Origin of the sequence: Adlercreutzia aquisgranensis, from assembly GCF_943193145.1 — a bacterium.
GTDB classification, from domain to species: domain Bacteria; phylum Actinomycetota; class Coriobacteriia; order Coriobacteriales; family Eggerthellaceae; genus Xiamenia; species Xiamenia aquisgranensis.
In genome coordinates this window covers 39,990-61,846 of sequence record NZ_CALPDA010000005.1, presented here as the reverse complement: position 1 = coordinate 61,846, position 21,857 = coordinate 39,990, and the positions used below count along the sequence as shown (strand labels likewise).

16 protein-coding genes are annotated in these 21,857 nt (G+C 64.6%); 9 read left to right on the top strand and 7 right to left on the bottom strand.

Annotated features, from left to right (window positions below):
- The first annotated feature begins 18 nt into the window (after positions 1 to 18).
- From NFR41_RS04190 to NFR41_RS04170, 3 genes are all read left to right on the top strand, one after another.
- Complete coding sequence (locus NFR41_RS04190) at positions 19 to 1,200, top strand: dipeptidase (RefSeq protein WP_251230830.1); 1,182 nt, start codon at positions 19 to 21, stop codon at positions 1,198 to 1,200.
- A gap of 103 nt (positions 1,201 to 1,303) precedes the next feature.
- Positions 1,304 to 3,142 (top strand): CAP domain-containing protein, encoded by a 1,839-nt coding sequence (locus NFR41_RS10495; RefSeq protein ID WP_285833852.1) that lies wholly within the window; start codon positions 1,304 to 1,306, stop codon positions 3,140 to 3,142.
- 230 nt (positions 3,143 to 3,372) lie between these two features.
- Positions 3,373 to 4,515 carry a PfkB family carbohydrate kinase gene (locus NFR41_RS04170; RefSeq protein WP_251230829.1) on the top strand — a complete coding sequence of 381 codons (1,143 nt, stop codon included), beginning with the start codon at positions 3,373 to 3,375 and terminating at the stop codon, positions 4,513 to 4,515.
- A gap of 355 nt (positions 4,516 to 4,870) precedes the next feature.
- On the opposite strand, the gene NFR41_RS04165 is transcribed toward NFR41_RS04170, so the two are convergent.
- On the bottom strand, positions 4,871 to 7,240 hold the full coding sequence (locus tag NFR41_RS04165; RefSeq protein WP_251230828.1) for an FAD-binding protein: 2,370 nt from the start codon (positions 7,238 to 7,240) through the stop codon (positions 4,871 to 4,873).
- 233 nt (positions 7,241 to 7,473) lie between these two features.
- On the opposite strand from NFR41_RS04165, the gene NFR41_RS04160 reads away from it, so the two are divergent.
- The 6 genes from NFR41_RS04160 (at position 7,474) to NFR41_RS04135 (ending at position 15,441) form a co-directional block, all read left to right on the top strand.
- Positions 7,474 to 9,489 (top strand): helix-turn-helix transcriptional regulator, encoded by a 2,016-nt coding sequence (locus NFR41_RS04160; protein WP_251230827.1) that lies wholly within the window; start codon positions 7,474 to 7,476, stop codon positions 9,487 to 9,489.
- Between the two features lie 420 nt (positions 9,490 to 9,909).
- Complete coding sequence (locus NFR41_RS04155; protein ID WP_160213146.1) at positions 9,910 to 10,383, top strand: sensor histidine kinase; 474 nt, start codon at positions 9,910 to 9,912, stop codon at positions 10,381 to 10,383.
- Between the two features lie 12 nt (positions 10,384 to 10,395).
- Positions 10,396 to 11,106 (top strand): response regulator transcription factor, encoded by a 711-nt coding sequence (locus NFR41_RS04150; RefSeq protein ID WP_160213145.1) that lies wholly within the window; start codon positions 10,396 to 10,398, stop codon positions 11,104 to 11,106.
- Positions 11,107 to 12,036: 930 nt separating this feature from the next.
- Entirely contained in the window at positions 12,037 to 12,909 is an 873-nt protein-coding gene (locus tag NFR41_RS04145; protein WP_251230826.1) for a glycoside hydrolase family 25 protein, read from the top strand.
- Between the two features lie 122 nt (positions 12,910 to 13,031).
- On the top strand, positions 13,032 to 14,288 hold the full coding sequence (locus NFR41_RS04140) for a M23 family metallopeptidase (protein ID WP_160213144.1): 1,257 nt from the start codon (positions 13,032 to 13,034) through the stop codon (positions 14,286 to 14,288).
- A gap of 199 nt (positions 14,289 to 14,487) precedes the next feature.
- Positions 14,488 to 15,441 (top strand): beta/alpha barrel domain-containing protein, encoded by a 954-nt coding sequence (locus NFR41_RS04135; RefSeq protein ID WP_251230825.1) that lies wholly within the window; start codon positions 14,488 to 14,490, stop codon positions 15,439 to 15,441.
- 286 nt (positions 15,442 to 15,727) lie between these two features.
- Here the strand turns inward: NFR41_RS04135 and NFR41_RS04130 are convergent, their stop codons facing one another.
- From NFR41_RS04130 to NFR41_RS04105, 6 genes are all read right to left on the bottom strand, one after another.
- Positions 15,728 to 16,111 (bottom strand): PIN domain-containing protein, encoded by a 384-nt coding sequence (locus NFR41_RS04130; RefSeq protein ID WP_251230824.1) that lies wholly within the window; start codon positions 16,109 to 16,111, stop codon positions 15,728 to 15,730.
- 63 nt (positions 16,112 to 16,174) lie between these two features.
- Entirely contained in the window at positions 16,175 to 16,894 is a 720-nt protein-coding gene (locus NFR41_RS04125; protein ID WP_251230823.1) for a ferric reductase-like transmembrane domain-containing protein, read from the bottom strand.
- On the bottom strand, positions 16,891 to 17,577 hold the full coding sequence (locus NFR41_RS04120) for a TorD/DmsD family molecular chaperone (protein ID WP_251230822.1): 687 nt from the start codon (positions 17,575 to 17,577) through the stop codon (positions 16,891 to 16,893). Before NFR41_RS04120 ends, NFR41_RS04125 begins: the two co-directional genes overlap by 4 nt.
- 80 nt (positions 17,578 to 17,657) lie before the next feature.
- Entirely contained in the window at positions 17,658 to 18,230 is a 573-nt protein-coding gene (locus NFR41_RS04115) for a 4Fe-4S dicluster domain-containing protein (RefSeq protein ID WP_251230821.1), read from the bottom strand.
- The gene (locus NFR41_RS04110) at positions 18,230 to 20,971 is read right to left on the bottom strand and encodes a molybdopterin-containing oxidoreductase family protein (RefSeq protein WP_251230820.1); all 2,742 of its coding nucleotides are present in this window, start codon (positions 20,969 to 20,971) and stop codon (positions 18,230 to 18,232) included. The genes NFR41_RS04115 and NFR41_RS04110 overlap by 1 nt, the downstream gene beginning before the upstream one ends.
- 50 nt (positions 20,972 to 21,021) lie before the next feature.
- Complete coding sequence (locus NFR41_RS04105) at positions 21,022 to 21,726, bottom strand: hypothetical protein (protein WP_251230819.1); 705 nt, start codon at positions 21,724 to 21,726, stop codon at positions 21,022 to 21,024.
- Positions 21,727 to 21,857: the final 131 nt, after the last annotated feature.

The following is a 21,857-nucleotide window of genomic DNA, read 5'->3' as shown; positions in this document are numbered from 1 at the left end:
CAGCCGAGGGGGATTGCCATGGTTTCTATGTTTGACCTGCATTGCGATACGCTTGACCGGCTGGAGTTCTACGGGGATTTCTCGGTGCCGGGCGGATTTGCTGCCCACGATGCTTCGGTGGCGCCTGCCGACATGGCCGGGCTGGCGCGCAATGTTGCCGACATCTCCTTGGAGGGGATGGAGGGGCGTGGGCTGGCGACCGGTGCGCCTTCGGGGCTTGGGGCGGAGCAGGGACGGGCGGCCTGCGCATCTTCGGGGCTTGCGGCGGAGCGCGGGGGCGACGAGGCGGCGGCCTTGCAGCCCGATGCGCTTGGCCGTCGCCTTCGATGGTGCCAGTGCTTCGCAGTGTTCGTACCCGACCAGCTGCGCGGCGCTGAGGCGTGGGCGCTGTTCAATCGCGTGAATGGGAGGTTTCGTCGCGAGCTTGAGCGGAATGCCGAGCGGATCGAGCAGGTTCGCCCTCGTCCCGGCGCCGAGCTGCGCCATGATGGCCCAGCAAGCTGCGGGTTTTCCTCGCAGGTGGAAGCGGTTTGGGCGCAGGGGAAGTCGGCGGCGGTGCTTACGGTGGAAGGGGCGTCGTTTCTGGAGGACGACGGCACGGCGCTTGCTCGGCTGGATGCTCTTGAGCAGGCGGGCGCGGCCATGGTTACGCTCACGTGGAACGGTGCGAACGCTCTCGGCAGCGGCAACGATACGCCGGGCGGCCTGACGCCGTTCGGTCGGCGTATGGTGGCCGAGCTGGAGTCGCGTCGCATTGCAGTGGATGTTTCGCACCTGAACGAGCAGGGGTTTTCCGACTTGTGCGCATGCGCGACCCGTCCGTTCGCTGCCTCCCATTCGAACGCGCGGGCAGTGTGCGACCATCCGCGCAATCTGGCCGATTGGCAGCTTCGCGAAATAGGACGCTGCGGCGGCGTTGTGGGTCTCAACTGCTTCCAGGACTTCCTGGCGGACACGCCCGACCAGGCCACGCCCGACCAGGTGCTTCGCCATGTGGAGCACATGCTTGAGCTGGCCGGGGAGCATGCCGTGGCCTTGGGCAGCGACTACGACGGCTGCGACGTGCCCGACTGGTTGCGTCCGTGCTTCAAGGTGAGCGGTCTCTACGACCTGCTGGAACGCGCCTATGGGAGCACCCTGGCCGAGCGCATCTTCTTCCGCAACGCCCTGGACTTCTTCGACCGCGCAAGTGCGCTCTGAGCCGCGCAGGTGCGCCATCGTTTCGGCTTTGCGTGTTGTGGTCTATAATGCCGACAGAGAGAGGGCCGGAAGGACGGCCGAGAGAGAAAAGGACGGTTTCGCGATGCAGGATGCGAAGCGGCAAGACGGTGCGATTGTGAAAGGAAGGCTGGCGTTTCTGCTGGCAGCGGCGCTGGTGTGTGCGGCGCTGGTGCAGGGAGTGGCCGGTGCCACTGTTGGGGGAGCGGCGGTGGGCCCGTGGCCGGTGCGCGCCTGGGCGGCCGAGCTGAGTCAGGCCACCGTTCAACAGCGTATCGACGAAGGGTCGCTCGGCTTCTTCAAGAGTTTGGGTGCTGCGGGCGAGAAGGCTGTGGCCGTGTTGGAGAACCCGGCGCCGGCGGTGGCCGGCTGCACAAACATAGGGGCCGAGGGCGACGCCACCAGCCTGTACAACCTGTGGCAGACGCTGCGCTTCATGGACGAGTGCAACCAGCTGCGCGCTGACGAAGGCTACGACCCTCAAGAGGGCGAGAAACTGCAGACGCTCAAGGTGGATCCGGAGCTTATGGCTATCGCCGAGGTGCAGCTGAACTGGTCTCGCGACAACATCGGCCATTCGGAGGCCTACAACGTGGGCGAGAACCTGGCCTGGGGTTACTACGACCCCTTCGACGGCTGGTACTACAAGGAGAAGGAGCTCTACGACGCGGGCGACATCGATGCGGCTGGGCATTACCTCAACATCGTGGCCTCCGGCTACCAGACCACGGGCTTCGCGGTAGCCAAGCAGACGAGCGGGATCTACGGTACCGCCCATGGTCAGACGTTCGATGGCGTTCGAGGCGGCAACGAAGATGACCTTATGACCGTCGCCGAGTTCCGCGCGGCGCTCGAGGCCTATCTGCCGGCGAAGTATCTCCCTGCGTCATTCGAGATGGAGTGGAGCGGCTCGGATTACGTGTACCGGGCAATCTACGCCGATGGCAGCCCGGCGGAAGGCTGGCTGTCCGCCAACGGCGCGTGGTGCTATGCCAATGCCGACGGCTACCTGGCGCGCGGCTGGGTTCACGACGGCACCGGTTGGTACTGGATGGATCGCGACTATGCTATGGTCACTGGCTGGCAGCCGGTGGGCGGCGAATGGTACTACCTGGATCCTTCGGCAGGCGGTCGCATGGCTACCGGTTGGAAGTCGGTGGGCGGCGCCTGGTACTGGCTTTACGACAGCGGCGCCATGGCCACGGGCTGGTACAAGGTAAACGGCGAGTGGAATTGGTCCGACAGCTCGGGCGTTTGGCATGCGAACTCGTGGGTGAAAAGCGGTAGCCGTTGGTGGTACGCGTGGGCTGACGGCACCTATCCCACCAGCTCGTGGCAGCTGATCGGCGGGAAGTGGTATCGCTTCGACGGTAGCGGCTACATGCAGACCGGCTGGCTGAACCTTGGCGGCACCTGGTACTATCTCAACGCCGGCGGCGACATGGCTACGGGCTGGAAGAACGTGGACGGCACCTGGTACTACCTGAATAGCGGCGGTGATATGGCTACGGGTTGGAAGCTGCTGGGCAGTACCTGGTACTACCTCAACGCCGACGGCGACATGGCAACGGGCTGGAAGAACGTGGGCGGCACCTGGTACTACCTAAACGGCGACGGTTCCATGGCGGCCAACCGCTGGGTAGGAAATTACTACGTAGGAGTTAGTGGCGCCATGGCCACTAACCAGTGGATTGGCGACTACTACGTTGACGACTCGGGCCTGTGGGACCAGTCGCGCACGAAGGAGCCGGCCTCCCAGCAGCCCGTCACCACCGCTTACGTGGGTAACAGCAGCACCATGAAATTCCATGCGAGCACCTGCGCCTACGTGAAGAAGATCGACGCGGCGAACCTCGTGGCTCTGAGCACGCGCGATGCCGCAGTGGGGCAGGGCTTCAGCCCCTGCGGCCACTGCAATCCCTAGGTGTTGTGCGGTTGAATAGGGAAGACATGGGGGATGATGCCGCCAAAAAGCTAACGTACGCGGCAAATGGCACGGGGTCGGTAGCAGTTGCGTCGGCCCCGTGGCCTGTGTCTGCGCTGTCTCGACAGCCTGCATCCGCCCGGCAGCTAGCGACTGCCCCGCGGCCTGCGTCGTCTCGGCAGCCCGCGCCCGCCCAGCAGCAAGCGTCTGCTGTCCGGACGGTGCTTGCGGTGGGTGCGGTGATGGTGGATGCGGTATGCCAGGTGCCGCGGCTGCCAGCTTCGGGCGAGGGTGTGGTGGTGGAGCAGGTGGGCGCCACGCTGGGCGGTTGCGCGTTGAATGCGGCGGCTGCAGTGCTGGATGCGGGTGCGGATTGCTGCCTGTTCGCACCGCTGGGGCGCGGCATGTTCGCCGGCTTTGCGAAAAAGCACCTTGCCGATCTGGGGATTTCCCTATTCGGGCCAAACGATCCGGAGGGCGGCCCGGCTTACGACAGCGGCGCATGCGTGTGCTTCGTGGAGCCCGACGGCCAGCGCACCATGGTGACGCTGCCGGGTATCGAGCGCCATTTTCGCGACGAGTGGTTCGCCGAGCTGGACGTCGCGTTGGATGCCGAGCAGGGCGCCGAACCGGCCGCTGGCCTGAACGACGAATCGATCAACGCTGCCCCCGCTTGCGGCTTCTCCTGCGCCTTGGCGTCGGGCTTCGAGGTGGGCGGCCCGGGCGGCGAGGCCATCGTCCGCTTCTTCGAGCGGCACCCGCAGCTTCCGCTGTTCTTCGGGCCCGGCCCGTTGCTGACCGAGTTCCCTCCGGCCCTGATCGAGCGCCTGAACGCCCTGCATCCTCTCTGGCACCTGAACGACCAGGAGGCCCTGGCATTTACGGGGTGTGCGACGGTGGAGGAGGCCGGTCGGCGCATTGCGCAGGAGGCGGGCAACGTGTGCATCGTCACCGCAGGCGCGCAGGGCAGCTACGCTTTCGTGCCGGCGGCGGAAGCAGCTACGCGGGCGAGCGCGGCTGGGAGCCTGGCTAGCAGGGAAGTAGCTGAGGCGCTGGACGGTCGCGCGAGCGCGATGGAAGCTGCAGAGGATTTAGGGCTTGCAGTATCGTCGCAGAATGCGGCCTGCGGGGCCCTAGAGGCGAACGAGATTGCCGCTTCGCCCGCCGCCCCGGCGATCCGGGTTGTATTCGCTCCCTCGACCCCGGTGCCGTCCGATCGGGTGGTGGACACCATTGGGGCGGGCGACACTCACTTGGGGGCGCTGGCTGCGGCGTTCGCTAAACACATGAGCTGGGAAGATGCTCTGGCGGCGGCCAACGAGGCCGCCGCCAGGGTGGTGCAGCTGAAGGGCGGCATGCTTCCGATTAAGTAGCGCCTTCGCTCGCGCCGTTCAAACGAAGGGCCGCATGCTGTCTCTTGCGAATGATCGCTCGCATGCCCCCCTGATTCCATGCCCCATTCCCCATCTGCCCGCGCGCTCTCGTCCGTCCGCGTGGCCCACGGGGTGCAGCCCCAAATGCAGCCCCAAGGGGTGCAGCCCGCATAATCGGCATGTTCGCGCGAAAAAACTCACGAACATGCCGATTATGCGGGCTGCGAGGCCGGCGGGAGGGGACGCGTGCGGGCTGGCGAAGGTGCGGGCTGCGAGGCCGGCAACGGCGCGTGCGGGCTGGCGAAGGTGCCGGCCCTGCACCAGCAGCTCGCTGCAGGGCCGGCAGTCGGCGGCTCTACTTCCCCAGGAACTCGGCGACGGCTTCGGCGGCCAGCATGCCCGAGGTCAGGCAGTAGCTGGACGACGATCCCAGGAAGTTGGAGTAGGGGTAGGTGAAGTAGCCGCCGCTGTCCATGCCCGCTAGGTACAGGCCGCTGATGGAGGGCGTCAGATTCTCGTCGAGGGCCCTGAACGAGGTGTCGACGCGGATGCCGTTGTAGGTGTTGTCGATGGGCGAGATGATGCGCACGGCGTAGAAGGGGCCGTCATCCAGCGGATACAGCAGGCGCGGGTCCTTGCCGAACAGCGGGTCGGTGCCGTCGGCTACGGCTTTGCGGTAGTCGTCGATGGCTTCCGCGTAGGACTTCTCGTTGAAGCCGACGGCCTTGCCCAGCGCCTCCAGCGTGTCGGCCTTGAAGGCCTGGCCGTAGGCGATGCATTCGTCCATCTCGTCTTTGATGGTGGTGTACACCGGGTCGATGATGCGGCTGCGCATCTCGTACTCGTCGCAGTACTCGCGGGTCAGGTGCCCCCACACGCCTTCGGTCTGCAGGCTGTCCAGGTCGGCTTGGGTTAGAATCACCCAACTCCACGACGCGCGGCGCATGGCGGCTGCCCCGATGCTGTTCGACTCGGTCAGGCACAGCTCCTCGTTCATGAAGCGGGCGCCGGCCGGGTCCAGCATCAGAAAGCCCAGCTGGTTGATGAACTTCATGTAGCCGGCGTAGTAGTCAAGCACGTCGTTGCTGCAGAATTCCGCAAGCGCCGGCGACAGGTCGTCGGACATGGCACAGCCCAGCTTCTCGCACAGCACGATGGCATCGCCGGTGTTCGACGAAAGCCCTACGTTGTCGAACACGCCGTTGAGCCGCTCCTTCATCATGGCCGCGTTGCCGCCGAAGCCGCCCGTGGCAAGCAGCACCGCCTTGCATGCGATGTCCACTTCGGTGCCGTCCTGACGGCGGGCTACCAGGGTGGTCACGTTGCCGGCGTCGTCGGTGCGGATGTCTTCGAGCGAGGTGCTGTAGAGCAGCTGGACGCCGGCGGGCAGGATGTAGGAGTCGTAGAGGTCCTGGAACTTCTGGGTGCCCTTGCCGTAGATATGCATGAGGTTCATGGGGTCTTTGCTGGGCTTGATGGAGAATCCCTTGTCGCCGATGGCCTCCCAGCGCTCTTGCATCCAGTCGATCATGCGGCCCGTGGCATGCACCACCTCGCGCACGAGCGGGGCGTTGGTGCGGCCCTGGTCCTCCTGCATGCGCATGGAGAACGCCTCGTCGGCGGTGAGGGTGATGCCGGCGTCAGCGTCCATCTTCGATCCCACGGCGAAGGGGCCGCTGGAGCAGGCGCCGGTGCCGGAGACGCGGTTCGTGCGCTCCAGTACGATGGTGTTGATGCCTAGGTCGGTGGCTTTCAGCGCGGCGGCCGTGCCGGTAAGTCCCGCGCCCACGATGACCAGGTCGCAGCTCAGCTGCTCGGTGTTGGTTTTCTTCGGCGTGGCCTTTGCGAACCCGGCCAGGTCGGCGCCGGCCTGCTCAAGGCAGCGGCATACGGCGGCGGAGATGCCTGCGGCGGTGAGGGTGGCGCCGGTGACAGTGTCGGCGTAGAGGGACTGCTGGTCCACGATGCGCTGGGGCATCTGTTCGAGGGCCGGCTCCATGAAGCCGGGCGTGTCGGAGCAGGCCAGCACCTTCACCGACTTGATGGAGGTCTCGTCCACGGTCACCTCAACCTCCAGCGGTTCGATGACCGCCGGGCAGCCATGGCGCTCGCCCTCGATGGACCCTTCCTTCCATTTGCCCCAGGAGGCGCCCTTGTAGGTGCCGGGCTTCATGGCTTGAACGGGTTGGTAGTCGGCGGGGGCGTTGCGCAAGGCCGCAGCGTCGGCTCCGGCCTGGGCGGCAGCTTCGCCTACGGCGCCGATCACCCCCATGGAAGTGAGCGTGGCGCCAGAAACGGTGTCGACCCCCAGCGACTGCGTAGCCAGGATGGCCTGGGGGATGACCGTGAGGGCCACGTCGCTCAGGTCGGCGGTCTCGGTGTGGCTTTCCACGGTGATGGCCTCGATGGAGTCGGGTCCGAAGGCCACTTGCACGGTGATGGGACCGTGCTTGCCCTGGGCCGACCCCTCGTAGGTGCCGGCGGTGAAGGCCACGGGCGCGGCGGTTGCCTTGGTAGCGCTCGCGGCGCCGTCGCCGTTGGTGGCATCAGCGCCGGGAGCGCCGTCGCCCTTTTCGCCGCCCGCCGGGTTAGCGCAGCCCGACAGCGCCGTGGCGATGCCGGCCAGGCCCGCAGCTCCCGCCAGAGCGAGAGAGCCCTGGATGAAGCTGCGCCGCGTGGGGGCGAAGGCGTCTGCAGGATGCTGTGCGCGGTTCGCGTGTGTCATAGTTCCCCTCCTTGGTCGATGACGATGCCCTTTCACCTTACGGGCCTGTAGGGCGAGCGGAAACACACCTCCATGGTGAATTGCGGCGAGCCGGCGCGGGCTTCACCCCTGAGGGGTGGTTTTTCCAGGATGGCGAAGACGGTGGCGGACAGAGAGCTACGCATGGTCGCCGCGCAAAGCGAGGAATGGTACCATAGAGCCTGCTCGCAAGCTTGTTCGGAGGGAGGCCTAGCGTGAAGCGGCAAAACGGCATTACCCTTGAGCGGGCGTTTTTCGTCGTGGTAGGCATGGCGCTGTTCTGGCAGATTCTTCGGTTTCGCAGCGTCACGGAAATGCTGCCCTATGGAAGTGCCGGGTTGCCCTGCTTCGTGACGGCCCTGGCGGTCGTTGCGGCCCTGGCGGCGCTGTTGCCGGTTCGGTTCGAGCGTGTTGCCGTGTCGCTGCCGGCTGTGGGGCTGTGCGCGGTGGCGGCGGCCGGCTCGCTGGCGCTTCTATGGGCGGCGAGTTCTGCAGGGTGGTGGGATGTCGATTCCGCAATCGCGTGTGCGTTGGCCGTGCTCGCGGGAGCGTCGGAAGCGGTGCTGCTCTTTGCTTGGTACACGCACCTGGCTCGCATCGGCTCCACGGACGACTGGCCCATCATGGCCATGCTGTTCGGTTCTGCGGTGTTCAGCCTGTTCATAGCTGTCGTGCTGTTCTCTCTCTCCCCCGTCGCGGCGCTGTTTCCCGTGGTAGTCCCCCTGTTGGCGGCGCTGTGCTTGGGCGCTTGCTCGGTGCGGGAGCGTGGTGCGCGCAGTGCCGTCGGATCCGGGGATGCGAAGCGCAGCGGTTCTGCAAGCGATGCGGCTGCCGGAGCTGTTGGCGGTGCGATTGGAGGCACAATTTCGGGAGCGATTATCCAAGAGGGCGTGAGCGTGCCCGAGGGGCTGCGGGCTCGGCTGCTCAACTTCGGAGCGCCGCCGTCGGGGATGCTGCTGGCGCTGCTGGCGGCGCTTTCCCTGTTGGGGAACCTGGTGCTTGCGTTCTCATCCGGCTCGGCCGTTACCCAGGAGGACTATACGCTGTGGCTGAAGTACGTCATCAGCATGGCGCTCATCGCCGTGGCGTTCCTGCTGCTGCATCGGTGCGAGAACGAGCGCAAGACATCGTTCGCCATTGGGCTTGTGCTGGCGTTCGCCCTGGTGGGTGGCATGGCGCTGCTGGGCACTGGCGGCCCTGCACAGAACGTGGGCATCGCCGTGGTCACCAGCTGCAAGACTTGCATCGAGGTGCTGGTGCTGTTTCTGCTGGTGCGCGATGCGTTCGACTGTCGCGTGGCCTACGGGAACTTCCTGGTGCTGTTCGTGCTTCCGGTGGTTGCGGCGTTTCTGGTGGGGCAGTGCGCGGTGCCGGCAGCGCTGGGGGCGCCGGTGCCGTTGGGGCCCGGCCAGGTGGCCGGGCTGTCGATGCTGCTGAGCGTGTTTACGCTGGCGGTGCTTGCCGTGGGGCTTGCGATCATCGCCATCCGTAGCTTCAATTTCGAGGTGACCCCCGATTGGGCGGAAGCGGCCATGGAGGCGACCGCGGGGGACGGCGCCGGGGATGCTGCTGGCGGGAAGGGCGCTGGGTTGGCGGCTGGTGGGGAGGGCGGCGTCGGCTTGGCGGCAGGCGGACTGCAGGTTGGCGGCGTTGGCCTTGGCGGTGCGGGCAATGCCGAGCACGGCTTGGGCGCTGGGTTAGCGGCTGGTAGAACGGCCGTCGGCTTGCCGGTTAGCACCGCTGCCGCCCCCGACGGTGCGGGCAATGCCGAGCGCGTTCTGAGCGCCGCCGAGCCGAGCCGTTTCGTGCAGGCAGGTTTTGACGGTGCGGAGGGTGTTGAAGGTGCGCTTCGCAGTGCTGATGGGACAGCTCGGCCCGCAGGTCCCGAGCATGTTCGGGCTGTTCAGGGGCACGACAAGGCGCGCTTGACAGTGCATGCGTCGGCGTGCGTTGCGGAACGGGCGCCATCCGAGGAGCGCGGCATTCCCGAAGAGGTGCTGGGTCGCATAGCCGTGGACCACGGGCTGACGGTGCGGGAGACGCAGATTCTGGTGTACGCGTTCCGCGGCTACTCGCTGCAGCATATCGCCGACCTGGACGTGGTGTCGCTGAATACGGTGAAGAGCCACTGGAAGAATCTTTACCGTAAGTTGGACGTGCACACGCGCCAAGAGCTGATCGACCTGGTAGAAGCGCGCCTAATCGACGGCATGCCGCCCTCGCGCCCCTGATTGCGGTGGCTGGCTAGCGCGGGGCGACGCCTGGCGGCCTCGAATGCAACGAGCGACAGCTTCGGAAGTCTCCACTGGCCCTGGATGTAACGGATGACGTTTGTGGCAGAAAAAGCTGTAACGGATGACGGTTATGTACGATTTCCTGTAACGAAAGACGTTTATGGCAGGTTTCGGTTGCCATAAACGCCTTCCGTTGCACAGGGAGCACGGGCGAGGCCTGCCTTCGGGTTGGGCGCCCCGGTGGCAGAAAGGCCCCGTGTGCTCGGACGTTTCCACCTTGGGCGGCGTCATCGGCTGCGCGGACGGATGGGCGGGCCTCTTTAAGGCCGATTGCCTTGGTGACAGCAAGCCTTGCCGCGGCGGGCCTTTTTGGCTTGAATCGGGGGGCGGCGGTGATTTACGATCACCTACGACGCGGTGGACGTCGCCGATCTGGTGCAGGCGGCGCTGCTGCCCATTCGGCCTCTTGCCGCTCAGCGGGGCGTTCGCATCGAGAGCCGTGTTGGACCCGTGCCGGTGCTGAGCGCGGATTGGGACGCGTTGTTCAAAATACTCGGCAATTTGGTCGGAAATGCGGTGAAGTTCTCGAACGACGGGGGAGCGGTGCGGGTGCTCGTGAGTTACGACTCGTCGGCGGCCCGGCTGTCCATCGTGGTGGAGGACGAAGGCGTGGGCATCGAGCCGGCGCACCTTGAGACCATTTTCGACAGATTTGCCCAGGCTCCGCGCGAAGAGCAGGGCCGCCCGACGGGAAGCGGCTTGGGACTGTTTCTGGTGAGAGCGCTGTCCGAGGCTATGGGCGGCAGCGCGACCGTGGAAAGCGAGCTAGGCCGCGGAAGTCGTTTCACGGTGATCGTGCCCGCGCAGGTCGCCGAGTGCCTGAACGAGTAGGAGCGAAGGCGTATGGAGAAGCGAGCGAGGGTTCTTGTTGCCGATGACGACCGCAGTCTGCGCCAGGCGGTGGCCGCGATTCTGGAACGGGCGTCCTACGAGGTGATATGCGCCGAAGACGGCGAAGCGGCGTTGCGGCTGTTCGACGACGAGCGGCCCGACGCCATCATCCTGGACATCATGATGCCCAGGCTCGACGGCTTTCAGGTATGCGAGCGCATCCGGCAGCGCGACGGGGCCACCCCCATCCTGGTGCTGTCGGCGAAGGGGGACTTCGTGGACAAGCGCCTGGGCTTCAGCTTCGGCGTCAACGACTATCTGACCAAGCCGTTCAGCGAGGCCGAGCTGCTCATGCGCTTGAAGAACATCCTGTCCGCCGGCGGTGCGGTTTCTCGGGTGGTGTCGCCCAAGCCTAAGAGCGTCCGGTCCCTGTTTGATGGCGACCTTCAGATTGACCTGCAGCGATGCGAGGTGAAGGTGGAGGGGTCAGCAGTGGCGCTTACCATCAAGGAGTACCAGATTCTCACGCTGCTTTCCGAACAGCCGGGGAAGGTGTACTCGCGCGACGAGATTTCGCGCCAGGTGTGGGGACCGGAATACGACCCGCAGACGGTGGGCGTGCCGGTGCATATTCGCCACATTCGCGAGAAGATAGAGCGCGACCCGTCGAACCCACGCTTTCTGCAGACGGCCTGGCGGTTCGGCTATCGTTTGGGTGACTAGGGACGACGTCTTGGTGCGGCTGTCTGATGTGTATGGGTTTTGGGCGCAGTGAGCGACGATTCCGGGAGCCTCGGCCCCTGGATGTAACCGATGACGTTTATGGCAGAAAACGTTGTAACGGACGACGGTTATGTACGATTTTCTGTAACGGAAGACGGTTATGGCAGGCTTCGGTTGCCATAACCGTCTTCCGTTACATCGGCTGCGACCGAATTGCCATAAACGTCTTCCGTTTCATGGGGTGGATGGGCGAGGCCCCGCGTGCTCGGACGCCTCCGCCTTCGGCAGCGTTATCGGCTACGGGGGCTGCTGCAGCCCTTGTCGGATATGGCAAGCAGGGCGCCGCGTCCCTTGTCTTTTCGTAACGAACAGTCTACAATTGAGCAATCGTTCGGCGTCGTTTTTGAGAGGCGGCGCCAGAGCAACGGGCAAGCGGGCTCGCGCCGAAGAGGGCGCGGCGCGATGCGGGCGCTCGTGGCCGCGAGGGGTCGCGGCTGCAGTCGTCGGCCGGTGTCCGGGACGAGAGAGTCCGGACGCTCAGGCCTTCGATGGAGCGAACGCGTTGCGCCAAGCGCAGAACGGAGCGTGGCGTTGCCGGCTTGGGGAAGCCGCAACGCCTTTGTCCGCCTTCCGCCCCGGCTTTCAAGGTTTCCAGGGATGCATCTGCGGTTTTTTTCCGAGCTGATTCCATCCCGTTTTCGTAGCCGCGTCCCAACAGGGGCGCTTTGCTTTCTGTGAGCTGCTAGAATAATGCGCATGACCCAAGAGTTTCGACATTCGCACCGAAGCGACCGCGCTCCGCATCGCCGTCATGTTGGCGGGGCTCACGGGGCCCATGGTGTTCGCTTTGATCGTTCTGCCGGCGAAAGCGGCTTTTCCCCGCGTGCTCGGGCAGGCCGTTCGCCGGCGCGCGCCCGTGGCGGTTCGGGGTTGAGCTTGCGGACGGCGGTTCCCCTTGCGGCGGTCGTCGTCGTGGTTGCGCTGGTCGTGTGGGCGATTTCCCTTGCGGCTTCCGGCGGATGCAGCGCGCAGCAAGACGGACCGGCTACCGACTCTCCCGAGGTGGAGCTTACCGCCGAACAGCTGGCCGACGCCGCTGACGCTCAGCTGCTGGCCTCCTTCGCGAACCCCTACGACTGGGACGGACTTGCCGACGAGGGCGGCCGCATGGTCTATTACGAAGACGGGCAGGTGGCGTCGCAGACCGGCGTGGACGTGTCCGAGCATCAGGGCTGGATAGACTGGAACGCGGTGGCTGGCGACGGCGTCGACTTCGCCTACGTGCGCGTGGGCAACCGCGGCTTCACCGAGGGCGTCGTATCGGTGGACGACTACTTCGAGTACAACCTGGGCGCTGCTTCCGAGGCGGGGCTTGACGTGGGCGCGTACTTCTTCTCGCAGGCGGTGAATGCCGACGAGGCTCGCGAGGAAGCGCAGTTTGTGATCGACCAGCTAAATGGCCGCGAGCTGGCACTTCCCATTGCGTACGACCACGAACTCGTGGCGGCGGAAGGCGCGCGGGCCAACGCGGTTGACCGGGCCACGATGACCGAATGCGCTAAAGCGTTCTGCGATGCGGTCGAGGCGGCGGGCTATAGCGCGGTGATCTACGGCAACCTGCACGACCTGACCCGCTACCACCTGTCCCAGCTGACCGCCTACCCACTGTGGCTGGCGGAATACGACGTGGCGGCTCCCACGGCTCCGCTTTCTATCGTCATGTGGCAGTACACCAGCTCGGGGACGGTGGCCGGCATCGACGGCGCGGTGGATATGAACGTGCGCTTTACCGGCGCGCTGTAGCGGGCTCTGGTGGAAACGTGGACGATGGGTGCTTTTGCGCGACAGGGCGCGGGCGAGCGTGCTAACATAACCGAAACGCAAGCGCCGAAAACGCGCCGAACGCAACCGAGGACACACACGCTATGAAACACACCAGGTCCCCGCATCGTAGGGCTTACTGCATCTTCACCAGGCCGATTGCTCGCGGCCTTTTCGCCGCCGTGTTGGCTGCCTCCCTTGTTCCGCTGGTTCCCGCTGCGGCTTTCGCCGTGGAGCGCGAGGAAATCGACGGTCTGCAGGCCCAGGCGGACCTTATCTTCGACACCATCGACGTGCTGCAGACCGACCTGAACAACGCCCAGGCCGAGTACGAGACGGCGCTGGCGGCCCACGATGCGGCCGAGGCAGCGAAGCAGCAGGCCCAGCAGCGGCTGACTAACGCCGAAGAGCGCATGGAGGCCGTGCAGGAGCAGCTGAGCCGCCGGGCGCGTCAGCTGTACAAGAACGGCGGCGGTTACGAGGCCTACCTGGAGGTTTCCCTGGGTGCGGCCAGTTTCAGCGACATGGTGGGCTACTGGCATCTGGCCAACAGCTTGTTCGTGTCCGACGCGAAGCTCATTCAGGAGTCGCGCGATCTGCAGGTGGAGGCCCAGGAGGCGCGCGACGAGTTCGAAGCTCAGCGCCAGGAGGCCGAGGCCCAGATGGAAGCGGCCGAGGCGCTGAAGGCGGACATCGCCACGAAGCAGGCGGCGCTGGTGGAGGAAGCTTCCAAGATCACCGAGGACATCGCCAACCTGGAAGCTCAGTACGAGCTTGAGCAGGAAGAGGCGCGCCGTGCTGCCGAAGAGGCCGAACGGGCACGTCAGGAGGCCGAAGCCAAGGCCAAGGCCGAAGCAGAGGCTCGCGCCAAGGCCGAGGAGGAGGCGCGCGCGGCGGCAGCGTCCGCAACGCAGGCGTCGGCTTCGGAATCGGGCGGCGGCTCGGGATCGGCGGGCGCTTCGGTGGACTCCGGTTACGGCACCTTCGCGAATCCGTGCCCCGGCGCGTCCACGTCCAGCGGCTGGGGTTGGCGCGACTTTGACAACTCCTTCCACAAGGGCACCGACATGGCCGCCCCTACGGGTACGCCGGTGTACGCGGCCGAGTCGGGTACGGTCATCTACGCCACCAACGACGGCGGCTACAACGGCGGCGCGGGCAACTGGGTGGTTATCGCCCACGGAAACGGCCTGGTCACCAAGTACATGCACAATTCCGAGGTGTACGTGAGCGCCGGCCAGAGCGTGGAGCGCGGCCAGAACATCGCCGCGGTGGGGTCCACCGGCCAGTCCTCCGGTCCGCACCTGCACTTCCAGGTGGAGGTCAACGGCACTGCCGTGTGCCCCTACGACTATCTGTAGCGGCTGCGCGTCCGTTGCAGTCCTTCGCGGCTTTTCCGTGTAAAGGGGGCGCTTAACCCGAGCCGCTGGCTTCCGTTCGCTAGAATGCCAATCTAACGAGCCCCTTTGCGGTGCGGTCGTTGTTTTCGAGCGTGCGGCGGCATCAAGGCCGCCAGTCGGCATACGGGGCGGAGGTTAAGCCAATCCGAAGGAGGCTGTAATGCCCAAAATCACTCGTGACCAGGTACGGGTTCCCGTTGACGTAATGCCAGAGTCCCGCGACGAGTACATCGAGAACTACATGAAGGCCACCCAGGGCACGGGCCGGCTCATGCTGTTTGCGTGCGACCAGAAGGTGGAGCACCTGAACAAGGATTTCTACGGCAAGGGCATCGACATCGCCGACGCCGACCCGCAGCATCTGTTCGAGATCGGCAAGCAGGGCGTGGTGGGCGTGCTGGCCGGTCAGCGCGGTCTGATCGCCCAGTACGCGGCCGATTACCCGGAGATCAACTACCTGGTGAAGATGAACTCCAAGACAAACCTGGTGGACACCGACCAGGAGGACCCCTACTCGCCGCAGCTCTACGACCTGGAGGCCGTGCTGGCCATGCGTGAGGCCGGCGTGAACATCGTGGGCCTTGGCTACACCATCTACCTGGGCAGCGAGTACGAGGCCACCATGATGGCCGAAGCCGGTAACCTGATCGCCCAGGCCCATGCCAACGGCCTGCTGGTGGTGCTGTGGATCTACCCCCGCGGCACGGCCGTGAAGAAGGAGAAGGACCCCGATCTGATCGCCGGTGCTGCCGGTGTGGCCCTGTGCCTGGGTGCTGACTTCGTGAAGGTGAACCCGCCGAAGCCCGAGGGCGACGATGCCCGCACCCCCTTCGAGGCTCTGAAGATCGCCTCTATGGCTGCTGGCCGCACGGGCCTGGTGTGCGCGGGCGGTTCCACCGTGGACGCCCACACCTTCCTCGACCAGCTGTACAACCAGATTCACGTGGGCGGTGCCTGCGGTAACGCCACGGGCCGCAACATCCACCAGCGCAGCCTGGACGAGGCCGTGCGCCTGACCAAGGCCATCAGCGCCATCACCCTGGCCGACTACGACGTTGACCACGCCATGAAGGTATTCAACGGCGAAGAGGACTTCACGCTGGCCATGATCTAGGGTTGGCGGTCGCGCGGGTTTGCAAACCTGCGATTCCGCGGGCTAGGCGCGAAGCCTTGTGGCCTCGGCTATCTGCAAGTCCGTACGTTCGGAACCAAGAAGCGCCGTCTCTCGAAGGGGAGGCGGCGCTTTTGCATGCTGCATGCTTTTCGAGTGTCGGGTCGTCGGTGTCTGACGCCTTCGCCAGGGGGTGAGAGCAGTGCATACCGGGCAGGTTCGCACGAAAAACCGGTTGAACCTGCCCGGTATGCACTGTTCGTTGGAGGCAAACACGCGGCATGGCGGGCTACGACGTTTCCCGAAGGAGCACCTCGTCGTACTCGACGCCTCGATCGCGCATGATGGCGAGCCACTGGTCCGGTGCGATGGCGGGCACCATGGAGCGGGCAAGGCCTGTGGCATCACGGGTGATCAGGTAGTCGGCGCGCACCTTCTCGGCGGCGATGGCTACCAGGCAATCTTCCATATCGGGCCAGTTCAGGCGCACGGCGTGTTCGTAATCGGCCAAGGTGAGGCTTACCGGGGCGACGATCTGGAACGACTTGCCAATTGCTTGCTGCACTTGGGCGGCATCCACGTAACGGCTCAGCACGTAGAACGCGTCGTTGATGCTCTGGGCGGCGACCCACAGCCTGCAGTCTCCGAAGTAGCCTGCGGCTGCGATTCGCATGGCCCCTCCTCGCTGTATAAAGCAATACGGCAAGATTAGCCTTTTGCCCTCGAATGTAAGGCGCTATACCGCTTGGAGCTCCAGCTCTTCCTGGCGAAGTTGTGCGGCGACTTCGCTTTGGCGGTGGTCTGCGATCGCCCGGACGACGCGGGCAACTGCGTAGGCGCCGAAAACCACGGAGTACACCAGGACGCTCGTTTGCGCCGCTTCCCCATGCTGCAGCGCAGAGGGAATGAGCAGGCACATGGAGTGAACGTAGATAAGGGCGTAGAAAAGGTAGCTCGCCTTCTGCAGGCGGAGCCATGCCCTTCCTCCCATGGCTTTACGAACCCCGCGGAACGAGGTGATGCCCAGCACGAGGAGCAGCGTCAGCAGCCCGAGCCCGGCGAACATGGATAGCGCCATGGTGCTCGGGAGGTTCCCCTCGAACAGCCGCGGGATGAACGTGGTGAAGTAGGCTGCCACGTGGCCGAGGGCCAGGATGCAGGCACAAATAGCCAAAACGGCGCGAACGGGGGAAAAGTAGTTGCGCACCTTCGAACCGTAGGGGAAAACGCCGATGTACATGACTATGACGAAGAGCGAGATTGCGATAAACCCGCGGCGAAGAAGTATCGTGGCGAGCTGCACGGCGGCCTGAGGGATGAGTCCAGCGGACAACGCGAGTAGAGCCGCGTCCAGGGCGATGCAGATCAGGTAGAACATCCAGGGCACCTTCTGCATCGCGGGACGCGCCAGGATGGCGACCATAAGGGTTGCCAACAGGGTAAGGGGAAACGTCATTTTGCCTCCTGGGACAGTGCGGCTTCAAGGTCGGTGCGGAATCCGGCATCAAGTACTTCCCACCCATGGGTAAAGCGGCCGAGCCCGCGGTAGAACTCCGTGCGGGCCGACGACTCCAAGGCGTTGGCGTAGTTGTCCATCCAGTTCTCGATATGGTTCGCGATGAACGACGACTGCGTTTGGAGGACGCGGAGCGCCTCGCTGCGCTTGCCCTCGCGCAGCAGGTCGGAGAACCGATCGCACAGGATCGCGATGAATTCGAACATGAACGACAGGTGGTCTTCGGGAAGGTCGGTCCCCTGGGCCAGTGACACGCCTTCGCGGAGGAACGTCAGGTAGACGTCGTCGCGCGAATCCTGCATGAGCAGCCCCTCCTTCGTGGTGAACACGCTTTCGTAAGGGAGCGCCATCCGCTTGTTCTGCGCGCCGATGGCCAGGATGGTGTGAGCGAAATCGCAGGCCAGCTCCTGTCTTGTGTCGCCGAGGAACGTCCTCAGGCAATGCTGCATCATGGCCAGTCCCTGCGCCATCTCCTCATTCTCGACGTCGAAGGCGTCGGCTTGGAACGACTCGATGGCTTCTATCTGGGGAACGGTTAGCTCGCTGAAGTACAGGCCGGAGAGCATGCGGTAGATGAGGCCGCGAGACTCGTTCAGGACGATCAGGTCGTTTTCGTCCGCCATGGTGGAGTCCTTTCTAGGTTCGAAGAAGGCCCTGCATCGCCCAGGGGGGCGATGCAGGGCGAAGCCCATCGGCTAAACGACTACATAACGTCTTGCCACTGGGCGTACTTGGGTGACAGCAGGTAGTAGGTAGTCGGGCCGTTCCCGGAGTCGCTCAGCTGATGCACCGTCTCGGGGTCGGCGACCGCTAGTTTCTTGGACACCTCGGAGTCGGGGTCGTCGAAGTCCCCGATGAAGCGGCAGGCACCTGGGCAGTTGCGCACGCAGAGCGGCTCGTCCAGATGGAAACAGGTGGTGCACTTCTCTACGATCTGCTTCTCCTCGTTGAGCTGGCGCGCTCCGTAGGGGCAGGCGCCGAGGCACGACTTGCAGCCGATGCAGGCATCCTTGTCGACGAGTACCAGGCCGTTCTCCGAATCGCGGTAGCTCGCACCTGTGGGGCACACCTCGATGCAGGGGGCGTTCTGGCATTGCTGGCAGTTGACCGGCAGCCAGTACATCTGGATGTCGGGGTACTTCCCCATGGGGCCGACGGTGAGCACCTTGCTCCAATACTCGCCGAGCGCAATCCCGTTCTCGTACTTGCAGGCCACCTCGCAGGATTGGCACCCGCTGCAGCGGTCGAGGTCCATCAAAAAGCCAATGCGCGTCATTAGAACACCACCTCCGTGCTGTCGCTGTATTCCGGAAGCCAGGGCGTGAAGTCCTTCGGCTCCACCCAACATCCGTCGGGAGCGCTGTCGGCGCGCTCGATCTTGACCTGATACCCGCGAAGGGTGTAGGAGCCTACCTCGGGGCAGTAATCGCCGGTCTCCTTGGACAGGACGTTGTAATTCATCTCCTGCCAGCCGCCCGTGGGGTTCTTCGGGTCTTCCATCTTCTCAGGATTCCAGAAGCGCTCGGAGGCCAGGACGCCGGGCGCGATGCCCTCGGTGACCCATGCGCGCATGGTGACCGTGCCGCGGCGGGAGGAGACCTTCACCCAATCCTTGTCGCCGATGCCGTACGTTTGGGCGGTCTCCGGGTTGATCCACAGCTCGGGTGCCGGGTACAGCTCTCGGAGGTAGGCGTTGTTGCGGAGCGTGCCATGATGGAAGTAGGGAACGCGCCCGCAGGTCATGACCAGGGGATACTCTTTGTCGGTCAGAGGCGACTCCTCCGGCTCGCGGTAATAGGGCAGCGGGCGCCAGTCGCCCTCGGCCGGTCCGAGAATCGGACCGAGGTCGACTTTCGAGAACGGCAGGCCGGTGTCGCGGCAGCGTAGGAACCCGGTGCCGTAAAGCTCCGCCTTTCGCGTAGGGGTGGGGAAGCCCTGGGGCTCTGTGGCATCGTCGATGAAGCGCTCGTAGTTCCGGTAGGTGCGGTAGTCCTCCTCGGAGCACTTCTCGTAGTAGCCCTCGCGGTCCTCCAGGTCGCAGAAATCCTTCCAGGTCATGTCCTTGGGGGCGCAGCTGTTGGCGTAGGCCTCGTCGGTCAGGCCGGGGACCTTCTCCACCGAGATGCTGTCGTCGTACTTGCTGCAGGCCTCAACGACCTTCGAGGCGATGACGGCGGGATGGACCGTCTCGCCGATATGGACGACAGCGCGGTGGGAGATGTGCTGGTTGAAGGCATGCTCTACCGTGTCGTTCATCTCGCTCCACTCCTGGGAGGGGAGCACCAGATCGCACAGCTCATAATGGAAGGATGTCATGTACGGGGCTATGCCGAAGATGAATTCCATGCTTTTGGCGGCTTCGAGCCACTTGTTCGGCTCGGCGAGGGCGGACAGCTTGTTCAGCGAGCCGTCGTACCACAGCACGGGGCGGTACGGCTCGCCGGTGGTGATGGCGTCGAGGACCGAGGGGATATGGGAGTTGCAGGAGGGGGCGAACAGCGCGCGGTACTTCTTGGCGGTGCCTAGCGTGTTGATGCACGCTTCCTCGGTCATCTCCATGCATCCGGGGCGGCCTGCCTGGTTGACGCCCTTCTTGCCGAACTGCTGCAACACGGAACCCGGGATTTCGACATGGCCCATGATGCCCTCGATGATGCAAGCGCACTGAGCAGCCTTCTCGGCCTGGGGGTGCTGGTCGGTTGCCACGCCGTGGACGATGCCGGAGACCTGGTTCTCGATAAATATCTTGAGAGCCTTTTCGATGGACTCTTCCTGCAGCCAGCAGGTTTCCGCGGTCTTGGCCAGGGTCCACTCGTCGGCAGCCCGCTTGAGGGCCTCGAAGCCGGTCATGGCCTTGTACTGCCTCCCGTCGGCGGCGGCGAACTCGTACTCGCCGAAGAAGGCCGGCTGTATGTCTTCGGGGAACGGGTAGTAGGGAAGGGGCTTGGGCTCGTTGGTGAGGGTATCCCACACCACGTAGTCCTCAGGATTGCCGTCCTCGAAGACCTTGTCGGCGGTCAGGCAGTACTCGGTGTCCGGGTCGATGAGGTAGGGCAGGTTCGTCCAGCGCATGCAGAATTCGGCATCGTAGGCTTCGTGCTCGATGATGTATCGCACCCAGGAGAGCATGAGGGCGACGTCGGTGCCGGGGCGAATGGGGAGCCAGACGTCGGCGCGGGCGGCATCGGGGGTGAAGCGCGGGTCGATCACGATGGTCTTCACGCCGCGGGCCCGCAGCTCGCGCATCAGGCGGCCGGAGCCTGCCGTTTGGTGCGAAGCGGGGTTGGTGCCCCAGATGGCGAGGCACTTGCAGTTCTCGTCCTCGGGCCAGAAAAGGTCCTCGCCCTGACCGTCAGCCATGGAGAGGTAGGTGCGCAGGCCGAATACCATGGTGGTTGCGGCGGTACGGGGCGCCAGGCACTGGGAGGCTCCCGGCTCGAAGAGGTTCCAGAAGCCGATCTCCCAGATGGTCTTGCGAAGATGGAACATGGTGACGCTGCCGCCGCCACCGCCGGAGGCCAGAAGGCCGCCGCCGCCATAGCGGTTCTTCACGTCGATGATCTTCTGGGCGGCCAAGTCCAGCGCCTCGTCCCAGCTGATCCTCTCCCATTTGTTCTCACCGCGCTCTCCTACGCGCTTGATGGGGTACTTCAGATGGTTGGGATGGTAGACCGCCTGTACCTGGGACATGCCCTTGAGGCAGATGCGGCCGTCGTTGCGGCGGCACCCCGGGACGCCCACGATCTTCTTAAGCCTCCCGTTGAGCAGATAGGCCTCGCAGGTGCAGTTGGTGATGCACCCATGGCACGTGGTCTTAATCTTCTCGTACTGGTCTTCGGGAATGCCGTCGTTGCTATGCCGGTTCGTCGTAGGCTCGACAACCTCCTCCGCCGCGCTGACGGTCGGCTCCTCCGACGGTTCCACCTTGTTGCATCCGGTTATTCCGAATGCCGTTGCCGCAGTCGCAAGGGCGGTTGCCTTAAGCAAGGTCCTCCTGCTGATACCCGCTTCCCTCATTGGTTCCTCCTCTAAGCTCTCTCGTTACATGGACAGTGCGTCGCTGGCAATCAGTTAAGGGCATCGACTCCTTCCCGGGTTAGCACCCATCCGCCGTCCCAGCAGACCGCGCCGGTTTGGGCGAGCGTGTTCATGACGGTGGAGGCGTAGACAGTCTCCCTGTCTCTTGTCGGGCTTGTGCTGTAGCCTAGGCTCGAGATAAGGCTTTCGATTTGCTTGAGGGTACGCGGCGAAGCACAGAACGAGAGCGCTTCCCGGTACAGCCCGGCCATCTCGGGGTCGATATCGCCGAACATGGCAGTAAGACGGTTGGATACGCTCATCTCGCCGACGACATCCATTGCCTGGTTGCTCGAGCGGACCACAAGGGTTCCGTTGGCTTTCGTCGTCGCGCCGCTTTCGATCTGTACGACGAAGTTCTCGGTACTGATTTCGCTGCCGTCGGCCTGACGTACCGTTTGCTCGAGCGCCGACTTCCCGATGAGGATGTCGATGCAGCTTGCGGGGGAGAGCACGGTGCTGGCGAGGGCCGGATGGTTCGCAAGGGCTGTCTCGAGCTCCGCCCGCGAAAGGCCCTCGCGGGAGAGCGTTAACGCCGCATAGAATATTTCGCGTGTGTCGGCGTGCGAGAACAGGTCATGCAAGTCGTTTGCCGCGGGCTGGTCGCCGTCATCCACCGGGCCCTCCCGGAGGTGCTGCTCTTCTCCGTAGCCGGATGCGGCAGTGCTCTCGTTGCCATAGTGCTCTTCGCTCATAGGATTCCCCTTTCCTCTTCTGGGTGGGGAAAGCATAGAGCCCGAGCGGGCGGGCGAAAAATAGCATAGGGGTGGGTGTTTTGCTCAGGGCCCTATGGCATAAAATATGCCATAGGGCCCTGAGCAGGCAC